The following is a 16706-nucleotide window of genomic DNA, read 5'->3' on the forward strand; positions in this document are numbered from 1 at the left end:
ATGTTGCAAAGGCTAGGCAAGATAGACCAAAGTGTCTATTGATGCTTTTTATCTTGGGTTTGGAAAAGGTTTGTTTTTTGTAAAGGTGCCATAAGATCATATAGTTGACCATTTACCTCTTTTTTCATATCGCTATAGCATTGGTAATGGTATGCGGCACCGCGCGGATTCATTGATTGGGTGTCGACAACACTCAATAGATAAAAACTGATAGGGCTAGGCGTACTTTCTGCCGCATAGAATAGATAAGGGAAAGCCTGATCACTTCGTTTATTGAGAAGCAGTGCTAACCCTAAAGTTAAGTTGGCAATGTCACAGCGTGGATTCATTTCGAAAGCTTGATGAGCAAGGTTAAGTGCGAGTTCCTTATCACTCTCATTTCCTGACTGCAAAAAAGCGAGTGATGAGTGGTATGAAAGAAGTGAATTGACAAGGTAATTCTCACGCCCCTGCGATTTGATCATTTTAAGTTGTTCGGCAACAGCATCTAAGGCTTTATTCCCCTTGCCTTGATAGAAAAGAGAGATGCCAGCAGAAATAGCTTTCCAGTCTTCATAATCAGATATTGAAGTAATACGGTGGTTAGATATCTCATAGCCAGGATAATTGGGTGATATAAGAGATTTTAATTCAAGTACGATATCACCAATATCATTAAAAAAGCTTTGCTCGTTAAAATGCTTTTCAACTTTATGATTTAGCTCTGGCTGTTTCGTGTTTTGCAAGATTACAGTAAATGTATAGTCTTGACCGTTATGCTTTATCCAACTTTTAAGTTCAAAACCTTTATTTTCTAGTGCGTCCTTCGCCTCAGGGGTTAGCTCTGAAAAATGATAGCCTGAGATTGTTTTTGCAGAATTGAGTCCGTAGAAAAGATAGTTATAGACACTTTGTGCCATTTCAAAGTCTTGCTCAGTGTCTAACTGGACTTGATGCAAAAATACAGGGGTATTGAGATTTGTTTGAGCTGTGATAATCGTTTCTTGTGCTGGCTGAGTATTCTGCCAGATGTAACCTGCGCCTAAACCCATTACAGCTAATGCCAATATACCAGATAGAGTCGCTGCAATGCGTTTGTGTTTTCGCTTATTAGTAAATGATTGTTCTGGACTGTTCTGTACTTCATTGAACGTGTTAGCTGATTTTGCTGATTCCGCTTTGCTGGTAACCGCTTTAGTTGCAGGTTGACTATCTTGAGAGCAATTACTTTGGGAGCAACCACCTAGCGAGCAACTATCTTGATTGTGTTCTCTTAAATTAGCTTCTTCTGCTGTGACTTCCTCAACAATGATAGCTGAAACCGGTAGGTCGAACAGGTATCCCTGTTTGGGAATCGTTTTGACGATTTGGTAAGGGCGGGATTTATCTTTTAGCTGACTGCGAAGCAGACTGATCACTTGGCGAACGAGGTTGTCGGAGACATGGTTTCTTTGCCACACGCTATCGGCGATCTGGCGAGCATTAACGACCACACCATTTTGAATGATGAAATAGCTCAGGAGTTTTGACTGCAAAGGTTCTAGGTGTATTTCTTCTTGCCCTATGGTGATCTGGTTTTGATCTGGCGTGAACAAAATCTGTGGTTCGTGGTGGATTAGATAGCGGGTCTTGGCAGTCATATGCTTACAACGGATAATCAAAAACCCTGCAAGCCTAGAGTGTTTGGTCGATGGAAGCAAGTATCTGCCCTTGATGAATCTTTCTTGACGGTGTTATCTAGACAAGTTGTCCTGTTGTTGGCTTATTTTTGGCATTGCTCATTGATTATTAGGTACTTTTCCTCACAACAACAAGCTAATTGTTGTTTGCTCCCGTCACGAGCCTGACATCTTCAATCAATAAAACATTCATATTTCACCCGCACTCTGTACCTCGAATCGGACATGAGATGACGGACATGGATACCATCATAAGCATCAGCAATATCAATAAGACTTTCGGTAACAAGCAGGCACTGAAAGGGATTAACCTGACAATCAAAGAACGCTCGATGACTGCATTACTGGGCCCATCGGGTTCAGGAAAGTCAACGTTAATGCGCCACCTTAGTGGCTTGGTTGTATCGGACAAAGACGCAGATTCACACATATCAGTGCTTGGCGAAACGGTCCAGGCACAGGGTAAAGCCAGTAAGCAGGTTCGCCAGTGCCGCGCACAGGCAGGGTACATCTTCCAGCAGTTCAACTTGGTGAATCGCCTGAGTGTATTGACTAATGTACTTATTGGCGCACTTAGCGAAACATCCAAGTGGCGCACCCTGACAGGCACTTTTACGGCAGAGCAGAAACAACGAGCGTTGCAGGCACTACAACGTGTAGGGATGGAACAATTCGCCCATCAGCGAGTATCAACACTTTCTGGCGGCCAGCAGCAGCGCGTGGCAATCGCCCGTGCGCTTATGCAGCGGGCTAAAATCATTTTCGCCGATGAGCCTATCGCTTCATTAGACCCGGAGTCATCCCGCATCGTGATGGAGTTACTTGAGGACATCAACCGCAAAGAAGGCATTCCGGTTATTGTGACCCTCCACCAAGTTGACCATGCCCTTAAATACTGCGAGCAGATCATCGCACTGCGTGAAGGGGAAGTTTTCTATCAAGGCGCAGCGGCTGAATTGACAGAGCAAAAACTAACAGCACTTTATACCGCGGCAAAGCCACAGGCTGAAAATACGCCTGTTGGTGTTGAACTAGCGCCATCATTTTAATTAGACAGGGAAAGATCATGTTTACCACTATCAAAAAAGTTGGCTGCTCCATTGCATTAGCAGCCAGCTTGGTATCACCGCTAACCAGCGTGGCGGAAACCATGAAAGAAATTAACTTTGGCATTATTGCAACTGATGCTCAGCAAAACCTAAAGCAACGCTGGGAGCCAATGTTGGATGACCTCAGTGAAGAGCTGGGTATCAAAGTGAATGCCTACTTTGCTCCAGACTATGCTGGGATTATCCAGGGAATGCGCTTCAATAAAGTCGACTTCGCCTATTTTGGTAATAAATCCGCGATGGAAGCGGTTGACCGTGCCAATGCAGAAATCTTTGCTCGCTATATCGATAAAGACGGAACCCAAGGTTATTACAGCGTATTGCTAGTCAACAGTGAAAATGATGACATCAATACACTGCAAGATGTGATTGATAACCGCAAAGACTTGATGCTGGGCAATGGTGAGCCTAACTCAACCTCAGGTTTCTTGGTTCCGAATTACTATGCTTTTGCCCAGAACCATATTTCAGCTAACGACTTTAAGCGCACAATTATCGCTAACCATGGGTCAAATGCCATGGCTGTGGCGAACAAGCAGGTCGATGTGGCGACGAACCACACGATGAACCTCGTGCGTATCAAGCAAAGCAATCCAGATTTGTATAGCAAGTTGAAAGTGGTGTGGCAGTCAGATCTGATCCCTTCGGATGTGATCACTTGGCGTAAGGATATTCCTGAAAACGTCAAAGAACAGGCTCGTGAATTTTTCCTTGCTTACGGAAGAGAAAACCCTCAGCAGCTGGATAACCTCAAGTTATTGGCATGGTCTGGCTTTGCACCGGCAGACAATAACCAGTTGCTGCCAATTCGACAGATGGAAGCATATAAGGCACTGGTAGAAACTCAAGATAACCCACGCTTGAGTGACAAAGTGAAGCAAGAGCGTATTGCCCAGTACCAGGCTGAACTTGACGCTTTGAGTGCTGAAATTGAAGCACTCAACGCAAGCTTAGATAAAGCACAAGGTTAATAAAGGATGAGGGCAGGGGCGATGTCCCTGCCACACAAGGACATAATGATGCACACCAATACTCAACACTTGATGCCACCATCAAAGCTTTCGATTAAAAACGCAGTCGTCGCGGTCATCGTGCTCAGCATTTTAATGTGGGCTTGGCGTGGCGCAGAAATGGCACCTATGATGTTCTTCGAGCATCCTGAAAATATGGTGCAGCTACTTAAGGACTTCTTTCCACCTGACTTTACTGATGTTGAGCTGTATTTCAGCGAAATGCTAGTCACGATTCAGATTGGTATTTGGGGAACCTTGCTTTCGATTATGCTGGCTGTCCCTTTTGGTATATTGAGTGCAGAAAACTTAATGCCGACCTGGGTTACCTTTCCGGTAAGGCGCTTGATGGACGGCCTGCGTGCAATCAACGAGATGGTTTTTGCCATGCTGTTTGTGGTGGTGGTTGGCCTAGGTCCTTTTGCCGGTGTTATGGCATTGTTCATTCACACCACGGGTGTTTTGGCCAAACTGTTTGCTGAGGCCGTGGAAGCGATTGAGCCGGGACCTATTGAAGGCGTGAAAGCCACCGGCGCAAACCCACTGGAAGTGATTCTGTATGGGGTCATACCGCAAGTTATGCCGCTGTGGATTTCTTACTCCTTGTATCGCCTAGAATCAAATATTCGCTCTGCGACTGTTGTTGGTATGGTTGGTGCGGGCGGTATAGGCGTACTGTTGTGGCAATCAATCTCCGGTTTCCAGATGCAGCAGACTGCCGCCATCATGCTGATCGTTATTGTCACTGTGAGCATTATTGATTTTGTTTCTCAGATCATTCGCAAGAAATTCATTTAAATGAAATATAGATTTAATCACGAAATAAAAATTTTCGGTTTACATGTCTAGATAACTATTTACCTACTAGCAAACCAAAATTTAAGGAAATGAAAATGCCTGTCTATCAAAAAATTGCCAAGGAATTGGAGGATGACTTACGTCATAAATATCAGGCAGGTGATTATTTACCATCCGAATCACAATTAGCGAAATATTTTCAAGTCAATCGTCACACGGTGAGACGAGCTATAGATGAGTTGGTAACGGCAGGGTTGATTTTGCGCCACCAAGGCAAAGGAAATATGGTGTTAAGCCAACCAGCAGACTACTACCTGCACGCTGGCGCCCACTTTACCGGGAACCTGCTTGAACAAGGTTCCCTACCTCGTTGTGAAGTCCTGCAGTCCCGCATTCTTGTAGCGAGTGAACGGTTGGCCAGAAAGCTTGATTGTGAACCGGAAAGTAAGATTATCCATTTGCGGACATACCGAAAAATGGATGGTGTTCCACGTACCGTGATTGATCATTATTTGCCTGACTATAGCTGGTGGCCAGTGATTAAGCATTTTCAATCTGGCTCCCTGCATAATTTTATTAAAAAAGAATTGGGTGTTGAATTAGAGCGTAAAAGCACTCGGCTTCGCGCCCAAATACCGAATACCGAGTACTGCCGACTTTTACAAATAAATAGCAGTATCCCGTTATTAATTATACGTACCACAAATGTCATCAAAGGCACGGAAAAAGTAGCTGAATATTCGAATTCAAATACGCGATCCGATGTCATTGAATTAGTCATGGAGCACTAAATGGACACCACGGAAAAAAGAAAGCATTGGATGTCTGTACTGGCTCAGGCCAGTTTTGAAAAACTCTCAACCCTTTGGCTGCAGAGCCGAAACCAACATGGATTGGCTCCGGATTATCAGATCATCCGCCCGGCCGAAATCGGCTTGGCACAAGTACGGGCAAGGATGGGGAGCACTGGCCGCCAGTTCAATATTGGCGATGTCACCATAACTCGTGCTGCGGTTCAGTTGGCAAGCGGTGAGATGGGTTATAGCTACCTTCAGGGGCGCAACAAGCAGCATGCAGAGCTAGCGGCAGTGCTGGATGGATTGCTGCAAACAGAAAATTACCACAAGGTCATATTCGCTCAAATCATCTCCCCATTGGCGGCGGACAAGCAAGCGGAAAGGGAGCTGCGTCAGAAAGAAGTTGCAAGCAGCAAAGTGGACTTTTTCACCATGGTTCGTGGTGAAGATTAAGCCGCGGTAATAGATAAAGGAGAAATACGATGAGCCAAATTACCTCGGCTTTCACTGATGCCGTACATGACAGTCAGTTTTGTTTCAGGCGCCTGCTTAAGGCCATGTCGGAGCCGGGCACCCAGGTCAAATTAGACCGCTGCCATGGTTTCGGGTCAATGATGCCTGCGACAAGCCAAGTGTTACTTGCGATGGCGGATAACAGCACGCCTTTATGGCTGTCCCAGTCGTTTTTACAAGACAATGCTGCGACAAAAAATATCCATTTCCACACTGGCGCTTCAACCAATGCAACCCCGGACAACGCATCATTTGCCGCCATTGCATTAACGGACATGCCAGCGATTAATTTGGATGAGCTTGCCTTTAATACTGGCAATGAAGAGTACCCAGACCGCAGTACAACCCTTGTTATCGAAACAGATAGCTTATCTTCTGGCCAGCAGTTCAAGTTAACAGGCCCGGGTATCAAAGATGAACAATGCATTCAGCTTGGTGTGCTTTCGCTGGATGTAAAAAACATCCTATTGGCTCAGGGAGAAGCGTTTCCCCTAGGGTTGGATTTGATTTTTGTTTCAGGTGAGCAAGTGGTGGCCATCCCGCGCTCAACGTCAGTGGAGGCGATGTAATGTACGTTGCAGTAAAAGGCGGTGAAAAAGCGATTAAAGCCGCGCACCAACTTCAGGCACAAAAACGCCGGGGCAATACCGACTTGCCTGAGTTGAAAGTCGAACAAATTAGCGAACAGCTTGCCGGCTCTGTCGACCGTGTGATGACTGAGGGTGGTATTTACGACAAAGAGTTAGCGGCACTGGCAATCAAACAGGCGAGCGGTGACTTGGTTGAAGCTATCTTCCTATTGCGCGCCTACCGTACCACGCTGCCTCGCTTGGCCGTGCTGGAACCGGTTGATACTTCAGATATGCGTATAGAACGCCGTATCTCGGCGACATACAAAGACTTACCAGGCGGACAGTTGTTAGGGCCAACGTATGACTACACCCATCGTTTGTTGGATTTCAGCCTACTTGCAGAGGGTGAAAATCCGGTGAACATGGCGCAGCAGGTGGCTGCTGAAGAGGGGGCTCAAAGCGCTAGCGAGCCTTGCCCGCAAGTCATGGGGATTCTTGAAAAGCTGGATTTGATGGTTTTTGAACAGGATAAGGGTGAGCAACCCGACGATGTCACCATGGAGCCGGTTAATTTCCCATGTGATCGTTCTGCACGCTTGCAGCAGCTGGCCCGTGGTGATGAGGGCTTTTTGCTGGCGCTTGGCTATTCGACCCAACGTGGCTACGGCCGCAACCACCCGTTTGCTGGTGAAATTCGCTCAGGGAAGGTGACGCTGTCACTGAGTCCTGAAGAGCTATGCGCCGAAACTGAAGCCGAAGCCAAAACCGAAAGCTTTGATATTGATATCGGTGAGCTTGAGTTGACCGAGTGCCAGATGATTAACGGATTCATTGGTAATAAGCAGCAGAAACCTAAGCTGACACGGGGTTATGGCCTGACCTTTGGTTTTACTGAGCGCAAAGCGATGTCGATGGCGCTGGTTGACCGCGCGTTGCAAGGTGCCGAATACGATGAGCCTGTTGATGGCCCAGCGCAGGATGAAGAATTTGTCTTGGCCCACGCTGATAACGTTGAGGCTGCTGGTTTTGTCTCTCACCTGAAACTACCGCACTACGTTGATTTCCAAGCTGAATTGGAGCTTCTGCGCAAGATGCACAAGGAACACGATGAAATGATGGCAACACAGCACGTAGACGGTGAGGACAAGTAAATGTCACAAACACACAATCATGGCTACAACTACGGTTATCTAGACGAGCAAACCAAACGAATGATCCGTAGGGCGCTGCTAAAAGCGGTAGCGATTCCTGGTTATCAGGTGCCTTTTGGCGGTCGAGAAATGCCGATGCCCTATGGGTGGGGGACGGGGGGCGTTCAGCTTACAGCCACCATCATTGGTCAGGACGATACCCTGAAGGTGATTGACCAGGGGGCAGACGATACGACTAACGCCGTTTCAATCCGTGAGTTTTTCAAAACCGTCGCCGGGGCTAAAACCACCGAAACGACAACCGAAGCATCTATCATCCAGACTCGCCACCGTATACCTGAAGTCGCGTTGGAGGAAGATCAGATCCTTGTCTATCAAGTGCCGATCCCTGAGCCATTGCGTTTTATCGAACCGCGTGAAACGGAAACCCGTAAAATGCATGCCCTACAGGAGTACGGCATCATGCACGTCAAACTGTATGAAGATATTGCACGTTTTGGTCATATTGCAACCGCTTATGCGTATCCGGTTCGCGTCAATGATCGTTACATCATGGATCCGTCTCCAATCCCGAAATTCGACAACCCGAAAATGGACAACATGGCGGCACTTCAATTGTTTGGCGCAGGTCGTGAGAAGCGTATTTATGCCATCCCGCCATATACCAAGGTTCACAGTTTAGATTTTGATGACCACCCGTTTGAAGTACAGAAGTGGGATGAACCATGCAGCATCTGTGGCTCGACTGATACCTTTTTGGATGAGGTGGTGATTGATGACGAGGGCAGCCGAATGTTTGTCTGCTCGGATACCGACTACTGCCGTCAGCAGGTTGAAAAGAACTCAGAGTCACAGGCTGCCGGATTCACACCTGAAACCGCAGAACTAACGGATACGCTATAGGCAGTGCGAGAAGAAGATAATGGAAATGACAAACCTTAAAGAACAACCGCTACTGTCGGTGCAAAATCTCACCAAACTCTATGCGCCTGGCAAAGGGTTTTCAGAGGTATCGTTTGAGCTATTCCCTGGTGAAGTCTTGGGTATTGTTGGCGAATCAGGCTCGGGAAAAAGTACCTTGCTCAAGGCTATTTCTGGCCGCTTGCAACCTGACAATGGCGAAGTGCTTTACCTACGCGGTGGCGCAGAACAACAGCTTACACAGATAGAAGACCTGTATGCAATGGCAGAAAGCCAGCGCCGCCACCTGCTTCGCACTGAGTGGGGTGTGGTTCATCAGCACCCTATGGATGGCTTGCGCGGGCGTGTCTCTGCTGGCGGTAATATTGGCGAACGGCTAATGGCTGTAGGCAAAAGCCATTACGGTGAAATTCGTAACGAAGCCGAGAAGTGGCTAGGCGATGTTGAAATTCCAGCCGAACGCATTGATGACATGCCAACCACCTTCTCTGGTGGTATGCAGCAGCGTTTGCAGATTGCCCGAAACTTGGTGACTCACCCTAAATTGATCTTTATGGATGAACCCACAGGCGGACTCGATGTGTCTGTTCAGGCAAAACTATTGGATTTATTGCGTCGCTTAGTCACAGAACTGGAACTTGCTGTTGTTATTGTGACTCATGACTTGGCCGTTGCACGTTTGCTTGCTCACCGGTTGATGGTGATGAAGCAAAGCCATGTAGTGGAAACTGGCTTGACCGATCAGGTGCTTGACGACCCCCAGCATCCTTACACCCAGCTTTTGGTCTCATCGGTACTGCAAAACTAAGGAAAGAACATGAACAAGCCAATGTTGAAAGTCTGTAATGTTAGCAAAACCTTTGTTTTGCATAATCAAAACGGTATTGAATTGCCAGTTCTTCAAAATGCATCCATGGGTGTCGAGCAGGGGGAGTGTGTTGTGCTGCATGGCCACTCTGGCTCGGGTAAGTCAACCTTGCTGCGAGCTTTGTATGCGAACTACCTGGTTGATTGTGGCTCCATTGAAGTACGCCACAATGACCAATGGGTTGACCTTGTCAGCGCCGCCCCACGAGATGTGCTGAATGTTCGCCGTGATACTGTGGGGTGGGTAAGCCAGTTCTTGCGTGTTATTCCTCGAATTAGCGCACTGGAAGTTGTTATGCAGCCAATGCTGGAAATTGGAGGCTGCCGTGAAGAGGCCAAGCGCAAAGCCAGTGAGCTGCTTCGCCGATTGAATGTGCCTGAGCACCTATGGCACTTGGCTCCAGCAACCTTCTCTGGGGGTGAGCAGCAGCGGGTCAACATCGCGAGGGGTTTTATTGTCGATTACCCAATTTTGCTACTTGATGAGCCAACGGCGTCATTGGATGCGACCAACAGCGCGGTTGTGGTGAGTTTGATTGAAGAGGCTAAATCTCGCGGTGCAGCAATAGTGGGCATATTCCACGATGAAGACGTCAGGTCGCAGGTCGCAGACCGTTTGTACGAGATGACAGAGCAATCATCATTGCAATTTGAAATGGCTCCAGTAGCCGAACACGTTGCCTAATTCAGGGATGAGGAAACAATTGTGATTATTACCAATGTACATATGGTCCTTGAAGACGAGATCGTAAAAGGCTCGGTTGAATTGGAAAATGGCGTGATTAAATCGATGTCGGACACATTTAGCCAATTGCCACAGGCCTATGACGGCGAGAATGGCTGGCTGATGCCGGGTTTGATTGAGCTCCATACCGATAACCTGGAAAAGTACTTCACGCCGCGCCCTAAGGTTGACTGGCCGCCATTTTCGGCAATGAGCGCTCATGATGCCCAATTGGTTGGCTCGGGGATCACCACGGTATTGGATGCAGTCGCCCTAGGTGATTATCGTGAAGGCGGACGCCGCCAAGAAAATTTGGATCACCTTATCGACACCGTCATTGAAAGCCAAAAACGTGGGGTAAACCGCGCTGAACATTTCTTGCATCTGCGCTGTGAAGTCCCCCATGAAACTACGGTTGGGATGTTTGAGCGTTATGCCAATTTGCCTGAGGTACATTTGGTGTCACTGATGGATCATGCGCCGGGTCAACGCCAGTTCGTCAATGTTCAGAAATACCGTGAGTACTACCAAGGTAAATACAAGTTCTCCGACGAGCAGATGTTCGCCTTTGAGAAAGAGCAGGTAGCACGTTCTCAGCAATGGTCTGCGGTGAACCGCACTGAAATTACCCGCCAGTGCCGTGAGCGAAATATCCCAATGGCAAGCCATGATGATGCAACCATTGAGCACGTTCAGGAGTCAAAAGACTTGGGGATGGTGATTGCAGAGTTTCCAACCACGATTGAAGCCGCCAAGGCATCTCATGACATGGGATTGAAGGTCATGATGGGCGCGCCGAATGTTGTTCGTGGCGGTTCGCATTCAGGCAATGTGGCAGCACATGAACTCGCGAGCCTGGGCGTATTGGATATTTTGTCATCAGATTATTATCCGGGAAGCCTTCTTGATGCGCTGTTCCAGTTGGCAGACGATGAGCGCAATGATTTGGATTTGCCGCAGGCAACCAAGCTAGCGACGATTAACCCTGCACAGGCACTTCAACTCAATGATCGCGGTGTGATAGCAGAGGGCAAACGTGCAGACTTACTCCTTGCACACCATTTGCATGATCACACTTATGTCACTCGTGTTTGGCGTCAGGGCAAGCAGGTATTTTAATTAATACTGGGATATGCCAAGAACTAGAAACGCTAGGAGATCTGCGTTGAATAAACAAGGCACCTTATTTTATGTAATGGGCGCGTCGGGGGCAGGTAAAGACAGTCTGCTCCAGGCGATACGCACGCTCTACCCCAAACAGTTGCTGGTCGCACATCGTTATATCACCCGTTCTGCGCTGGCGGGCGGGGAGAACCACGTAGAGCTCTCAGCGGAGGAGTTTGCCCAGCGCAAGCAGCAAGGTTTGTTTGCTATGAGTTGGAAGGCCAATGGTTTTAATTACGCCTTAGGTAAAGAAATTGAGCTTTGGCTATCTCAAGGGTTTGATGTGGTGGTCAATGGCTCAAGAGCCTATTTAGAGCAAGCTATGATGGATTTCGGCTATCGTGTCGTGCCTGTCATCGTCGACGTCAGCGCTGAAGTCCTGGAAGCCCGGCTGTATGCCAGAGGGCGTGAGACGCCGGATCAAATAGTCGACAGGCTGGCGAGGGCAGAGTATTACCGCGGTCAATGCCCTGATAGTGGTTTTGTCGTGGACAATAGCGGCTCGTTGCAGCAGACCATTGGACAATTTATTAAAAATTACAGCCAATACCGGAGCGCCATGCCTCGCCTTAGCCAGCATGCGCTGCCAATCAACAAGGAGAGATTGCAATGAAGCTCACGGTTATTGGGACTGGTAATGCTCGGCTATTGCCAGTGTACGGCTGCCATTGCATAGCTTGCGAAAGGGCGAGGACAACCCCTGACTATGCCCGTGGGAAAACATCGGCATTTATTAGCAATCAAGGCAGGAACTTGTTGATAGATGCCAATGCTGATGACTTGATGGCACGTTTTCCCGCTGGGAGTATCGACAGTATTTTGCTGACCCATTACCACATGGATCATGTGCAATCCCTGTTTGATCTGCGCTGGGGAGTGAATTTATCGATTCCGGTGTTTGGTCCAGATGACCCAGTCGGCTGTGATGATCTGTTTAAACATCCCGGTATCTTGGACTTCAAAGCGGCAAGGCAGCCGTTTGAGCATTTCTATTGGCGAGATATCCGTATCACCCCTATGCCTTTGATTCACTCGAAGCCTTGCTTAGGGTATATCTTCGAATGTCAGGGCAAGCGAATCGCATACCTAACTGACACCGTTGATTTACCAGCAGAGGTTAAACAATGGCTTGCAGATAACCCCGTAGAGCTAATGCTTATAGACTGCAGTTTTGCGCCTGTTGATAGAAGTGCAGGGGAGCAGCCGAGCAATCATAACGACGTGATACTGGCAAAATCACTCAAAGAAGAATGCCGTCCAAAGAAAATGGGCTTGATCCATATTGGCCATGACCTTGAAAGCTGGGCCATGGCGAACCCGCAAGCCTTTGATGACGACTTCTTTCTGGTTTCCGATGGACAGGAATTTAACTTTTGAGTCTATAGTTTTCGTGCGAGTAGCTTTTGAGAGAGCAGCTTTAGAGAGAACTGATTTTGAACGAACTGCTTTTGAACGAACAGGTAGGCTCATAACGATGAGTAAGCAATAATGAATCAACCGCTATCTCCAACTTTATCCTCTGAGCCAAGTATTGCTGAAAGTAGCAAGCTGCATAATGCCAAACTTGGCCGTTGGGTGGAAATTGCAGACAGGTGCATTTTGAACAATGTGTCAGTCGGTGATTACAGCTATATCCAGAATGACAGCAACCTGATGTTTGCCCAAGTCGGCAAATTTACGTCTATTGCGGCTAGTGTCAGGGTAAACCCGAGTAACCACCCTTGGTGGCGGCCGACCTTGCATCATTTCACCTACCGTCCGGGTAAGTATCAGTTGGGTGATGACCCTGCAACTCTTGATGATGAAGTGTTTGCGTGGCGTGAAGAAGACAAAGTGGTTATCGGCCATGATGTGTGGATTGGCCATGGTGCCATCATTCTACCTGGTGTCACGATAGGCAACGGCTCCATTGTCGGGGCGGGCAGTGTGGTGACTAAAGATGTCCCGCCATGGTCAATCGTGGTTGGCAATCCAGCCCGCATCCTGAGGCCGCGATTTGAAGATCCCGATATGGGGGCTAAGCTAGAGGCATTAGCCTGGTGGGATTGGCAAGACGAAAAAATCCGCGATAACCTTCATTTGTTTCAGCAAGATGCAACTGCCTTCCTCGAGGGCTTAGAGCAGTTAGCTTAGTGGTATCTTAATACTTTGGCACATGCTGGATATTGAAGAACCGTGCCTAGGCATGGTTCTTTTAGCAATCCTCTAGTTCAACTGTTACCTCATAGATTTCCGGACCATGAGCCCTTTTTGCATCTTGATAGCTGACATAACATTTAGGCGTTACAGTAATCTGTTTGCTTTCATTATCAGAGATGTAAGTGACCTCCTTGAAAGAAACATAAGCAATTCGTCCTCCGTCTTTCATTCGGTTATTCACTTCAAGATCATCGCTGATGTTAAAGGCGCGCTTAACGTTATCTATATGGGCTGTTGGGTAGCCGTTACAGATATAAATTCCTTCAATGAATGCGCGGAGAGTGGTCTCATCCTTGTAGACATAACAGGCTTCGGTAAGGCCATTTACAATAGCCTTGGTATGAACGATCTCCGAAGTGGTATGCATGGTGGAGGCGATCGAGTTTAGTGTTGATTTTCGAGCATCGGACTGAATCCCTAACATCGTTACTGCACCAGTAACGGCTAAAATAGCGACTAAAAGAATAACGGTGACAAGTCTAATCATAATGAATGGTTTGGCTTAAATTATTGATAATATAGTTAATTATTTTTGAATGATGTTTTTAATTGGCGTGATTGTATGAGTAATTTTTTGCTCACGCAAGAAGTGATTGATTGTGTGCTGAACTATCACACAGTTTTATTGATCGAGGAGCGCTTGGAGGGAGTTTGATCTTGAGGTTAGACGCAAGATACAAAAATGCCAAAAGCAATGGCTTTTGGCATCTATGATAGTTCAGCGATGTACTTCTTGAATTAGAAGTGAAGCTGGATAACGGATTCCGCTACACAGCCAGGACGACGAATCCCTTCAATCTGAACGGTAAGCTCTTGGACAATCTCCAAACCGCGCTTAACGGGCTTTACAGATTGAATCTTGGTAGTAGCGCGAATACGGTTCTCAGATTTAACCGGGTATGGGAATCGGATTTTGTTGAAACCCATATTGACGGTCATTTTAGCCGTTGGGAACTTTTGGTTCTCAGGGTCAACGCTGTCTGTAAGAACAGAGAGTAGTGACAGCGTCAGGAAGCCGTGTGCAATAGTCGTCTTAAATGGAGACTCTTCAGCTGCACGCTCTGGGTTAGTGTGAATCCACTGGTGATCTTCAGTCACATCAGCAAATTGGTTGATACGACCCTGATCAACAGTCATCCATTCACCAGTATGGATGACTTCGCCAAGGGTAGCAGTGAGCTCTTTGTATAAGGCTTCTGCTTCAGGCTTCATTTCAATAGGAGCTGGTGTTTTAGCAACAGCTTCAGGTGCGATATTTTCCACAACAGTTTTTTCTATCTTGTTTTTACTAGGTTGTTCGGCAACATCATCGTTGGATGCAGACTGTTTGTGCATAACAAGGGCGCCCAACTGCGTTTTGTTTGCTCGGTTGACAAAATCAAGCCAATGTTCACGCAGAGAAGGAGAGAGTAAGTCTTTTAGTTCAAAGGCATGTAGCGATAGATCACCACGCTTTTGCTTAAAATAATCGACAACTTTCATGACTTGATACCTTATTATTTAAAACTGCCTGAAGCCGAATCAAGGCGAAGTATTGTAATGGGAAATAAAAATATTGAAAGAAAAAAATGTGTTCTACATCTCGGTTTTCTTACTAGCATTTCTTTAACTAACTGAATATCAAGCAATATTTAGAGGTTTTGGTTTAGTGTAAAAATACTAACTTAACTCGCATTTGATATTCGGTCGTAAGAAAATAGTCTTTCCCATAAATTTAAGCGTACACCTGTAAGTTATTTCAGCTTACATGTGTTCCTATATTTCAGCGTACAGATGTATATTTATTTTAATGATAAAAGCACAAAAATACACTGTATAAAACTGTTGAAGAACAAACTTATCTTAGAAGAAATTCAAAATAAATGCTCTAAAAAATAGCAATTATTTATCATCTAGAGAAATACTTTACGTCTTAAAATTGCTAACTAGTCAACAACGTTCCATTGCTGACATTCTTTCTCATTTAAGAGAAAAAAGCCCCTTCTGTGATACGTCTACGCTTATAGCCAGCGGTAAAAAATTAATAGAAACCGAACGCCTTGGCGTGTTTTGGTAAGTATAATTTTGGCTAGGTAGTAAATTGATGAAAAGTTATCGGATTCTGGGGCTGGCCTTGTTGTTGCTAGCTTCGGTCCCTGTCGTCAGTGCCGAGCATGACGATATGGCAATTGAACTTGATCAATATGTCAAAAAGGCGGTTAAGAAGGGTATTCCGGGAGCTTCACTGGCCGTTGTGATTAATGGGGACATTCGATTGCTTCGGGGCTATGGAGTGACCAAGAAGGGGGGAAAAGATAAGATTGATTCAGCGACGGTGTTTCCACTGGCCTCAATTTCAAAGACTTTCGCTTCAGCAGCAGTATCAATACTTGTTGATCAGAAATCTATAGAGTGGGATACCCATGTGGTTCCGTATTTAGACAACATAGAGTTTAGTGACCCGCAGTTGGGAAAAGATGTCACTTTGCGTCATTTACTGTCCCATACAACCGGGTTGGTACCACAAGCATATTCAGATTTAATCGAGGACAACGTCAGGTACACGCGCATTCTACAGATGCTGGATAGGGTGAAGTTCGTTTGTGATCCGGGCAAATGCTATGGCTATCAGAATGTCGTTTATAATTTGGCTGCCGACATGCTGGCTTTAGCTGTTGGTATGGATTACCCCACTTTTGTCCAGGAGAATATCTTCATCCCATTAGAGATGGATCATGCCTCTTTTGGAATGGAGGGATTCAAAGAAACAGAAAACCGTGTTACACCGCATGTCAAAGTGAAGGCGGGCTTTGCACCGGTTAAACCTGCACCGTATTACTACCGAGTACCCGCTGCTGCGGGTGTTAATGCCAGTGCGCAGGATTTATCGAAATGGATGCTGGCGCAGTTTGGTCACAACCCTTCAGTTTTGCAGCCGCCACTGTTGGATATAATGCATAAACCACATATTAGAGCTAACCAATACCGTTACCGAGCGAAACTCAGTAATGTGTATTATGGCTTGGGTTGGCGTACTTTTGACTACAAGGAGATCTCAGGATTTGTCCATCATGGCGGCTGGGTCAAAGGGATCCGTACTGAGATGCTGTTTAACCGTCATACTCAGACAGGTATGGTATTTTTGACTAATTGCGAGACAGATGTAGCCAGAGAGATTGTACTTTATTTCCTCAAGTTGTATCGTCAGCGGTACGAGGTCAAAGAGACCGGTACTTAACTCAAA

Annotated in this window: 18 protein-coding genes; 15 read left to right on the forward strand and 3 right to left on the reverse strand. The window is 46.6% G+C overall.

All coding sequences use genetic code 11. The annotated features are described in order from the left end of the window. Window positions 1–35: 35 nt before the first annotated feature. Window positions 36–1619, reverse strand: coding sequence for a winged helix-turn-helix domain-containing protein (locus tag ACXAGQ_RS16950; protein ID WP_475255399.1), 1584 nt, complete (start codon window positions 1617–1619; stop codon window positions 36–38). 278 nt (window positions 1620–1897) lie between these two features. Between ACXAGQ_RS16950 and phnC the strand changes: the two genes are divergently transcribed. The 14 genes from phnC (at window position 1898) to ACXAGQ_RS17020 (ending at window position 13417) form a co-directional block, all read left to right on the forward strand. Further along, on the forward strand, window positions 1898–2707 hold the full coding sequence (gene phnC / locus ACXAGQ_RS16955; RefSeq protein ID WP_475255401.1) for a phosphonate ABC transporter ATP-binding protein: 810 nt from the start codon (window positions 1898–1900) through the stop codon (window positions 2705–2707). Between the two features lie 17 nt (window positions 2708–2724). Next, a complete protein-coding gene (phnD, locus tag ACXAGQ_RS16960) occupies window positions 2725–3738 on the forward strand; it encodes a phosphonate ABC transporter substrate-binding protein (RefSeq protein ID WP_475255403.1) in 1014 nt (337 codons plus the stop codon). Between the two features lie 72 nt (window positions 3739–3810). Further along, window positions 3811–4575 carry a phosphonate ABC transporter, permease protein PhnE gene (gene phnE, locus ACXAGQ_RS16965; protein WP_475256610.1) on the forward strand — a complete coding sequence of 255 codons (765 nt, stop codon included), beginning with the start codon at window positions 3811–3813 and terminating at the stop codon, window positions 4573–4575. Between the two features lie 95 nt (window positions 4576–4670). After that, on the forward strand, window positions 4671–5366 hold the full coding sequence (gene phnF / locus ACXAGQ_RS16970) for a phosphonate metabolism transcriptional regulator PhnF (RefSeq protein ID WP_475255404.1): 696 nt from the start codon (window positions 4671–4673) through the stop codon (window positions 5364–5366). Then, window positions 5367–5825, forward strand: a complete 459-nt coding sequence (gene phnG, locus ACXAGQ_RS16975; protein WP_475255405.1) for a phosphonate C-P lyase system protein PhnG — start codon at window positions 5367–5369, stop codon at window positions 5823–5825. It begins immediately after the preceding gene. Window positions 5826–5854: 29 nt separating this feature from the next. After that, entirely contained in the window at window positions 5855–6454 is a 600-nt protein-coding gene (phnH, locus tag ACXAGQ_RS16980; protein WP_475255407.1) for a phosphonate C-P lyase system protein PhnH, read from the forward strand. After that, window positions 6454–7608 (forward strand): carbon-phosphorus lyase complex subunit, encoded by a 1155-nt coding sequence (locus tag ACXAGQ_RS16985; protein ID WP_475255409.1) that lies wholly within the window; start codon window positions 6454–6456, stop codon window positions 7606–7608. Before phnH ends, ACXAGQ_RS16985 begins: the two co-directional genes overlap by 1 nt. Next, complete coding sequence (locus tag ACXAGQ_RS16990) at window positions 7609–8511, forward strand: alpha-D-ribose 1-methylphosphonate 5-phosphate C-P-lyase PhnJ (RefSeq protein ID WP_475255411.1); 903 nt, start codon at window positions 7609–7611, stop codon at window positions 8509–8511. Window positions 8512–8530: 19 nt separating this feature from the next. Beyond that, window positions 8531–9337 (forward strand): phosphonate C-P lyase system protein PhnK, encoded by an 807-nt coding sequence (gene phnK, locus ACXAGQ_RS16995; protein WP_475255413.1) that lies wholly within the window; start codon window positions 8531–8533, stop codon window positions 9335–9337. A 9-nt stretch (window positions 9338–9346) separates the two neighbouring features. Next, entirely contained in the window at window positions 9347–10081 is a 735-nt protein-coding gene (phnL, locus tag ACXAGQ_RS17000) for a phosphonate C-P lyase system protein PhnL (RefSeq protein WP_475255415.1), read from the forward strand. Between the two features lie 21 nt (window positions 10082–10102). After that, a complete protein-coding gene (gene phnM / locus ACXAGQ_RS17005) occupies window positions 10103–11239 on the forward strand; it encodes an alpha-D-ribose 1-methylphosphonate 5-triphosphate diphosphatase (protein ID WP_475255417.1) in 1137 nt (378 codons plus the stop codon). Between the two features lie 46 nt (window positions 11240–11285). Then, the gene (phnN, locus tag ACXAGQ_RS17010; protein ID WP_475255419.1) at window positions 11286–11897 is read left to right on the forward strand and encodes a ribose 1,5-bisphosphokinase; all 612 of its coding nucleotides are present in this window, start codon (window positions 11286–11288) and stop codon (window positions 11895–11897) included. Further along, entirely contained in the window at window positions 11894–12661 is a 768-nt protein-coding gene (phnP, locus tag ACXAGQ_RS17015; RefSeq protein WP_475255421.1) for a phosphonate metabolism protein PhnP, read from the forward strand. Before phnN ends, phnP begins: the two co-directional genes overlap by 4 nt. A gap of 111 nt (window positions 12662–12772) precedes the next feature. Then, the gene (locus ACXAGQ_RS17020) at window positions 12773–13417 is read left to right on the forward strand and encodes a DapH/DapD/GlmU-related protein (RefSeq protein WP_475255422.1); all 645 of its coding nucleotides are present in this window, start codon (window positions 12773–12775) and stop codon (window positions 13415–13417) included. Window positions 13418–13478: 61 nt separating this feature from the next. Here the strand turns inward: ACXAGQ_RS17020 and ACXAGQ_RS17025 are convergent, their stop codons facing one another. Both ACXAGQ_RS17025 and ACXAGQ_RS17030 read right to left on the reverse strand, forming a co-directional pair. Then, entirely contained in the window at window positions 13479–13970 is a 492-nt protein-coding gene (locus ACXAGQ_RS17025; protein ID WP_475255424.1) for a hypothetical protein, read from the reverse strand. A gap of 251 nt (window positions 13971–14221) precedes the next feature. Further along, window positions 14222–14965 (reverse strand): MaoC family dehydratase, encoded by a 744-nt coding sequence (locus ACXAGQ_RS17030; RefSeq protein ID WP_475255425.1) that lies wholly within the window; start codon window positions 14963–14965, stop codon window positions 14222–14224. Between the two features lie 601 nt (window positions 14966–15566). Between ACXAGQ_RS17030 and ACXAGQ_RS17035 the strand changes: the two genes are divergently transcribed. Continuing rightward, a complete protein-coding gene (locus ACXAGQ_RS17035) occupies window positions 15567–16700 on the forward strand; it encodes a serine hydrolase domain-containing protein (RefSeq protein ID WP_475255427.1) in 1134 nt (377 codons plus the stop codon). Window positions 16701–16706: the final 6 nt, after the last annotated feature.

This window comes from Photobacterium sp. ABD4_091, from assembly GCF_056160145.1.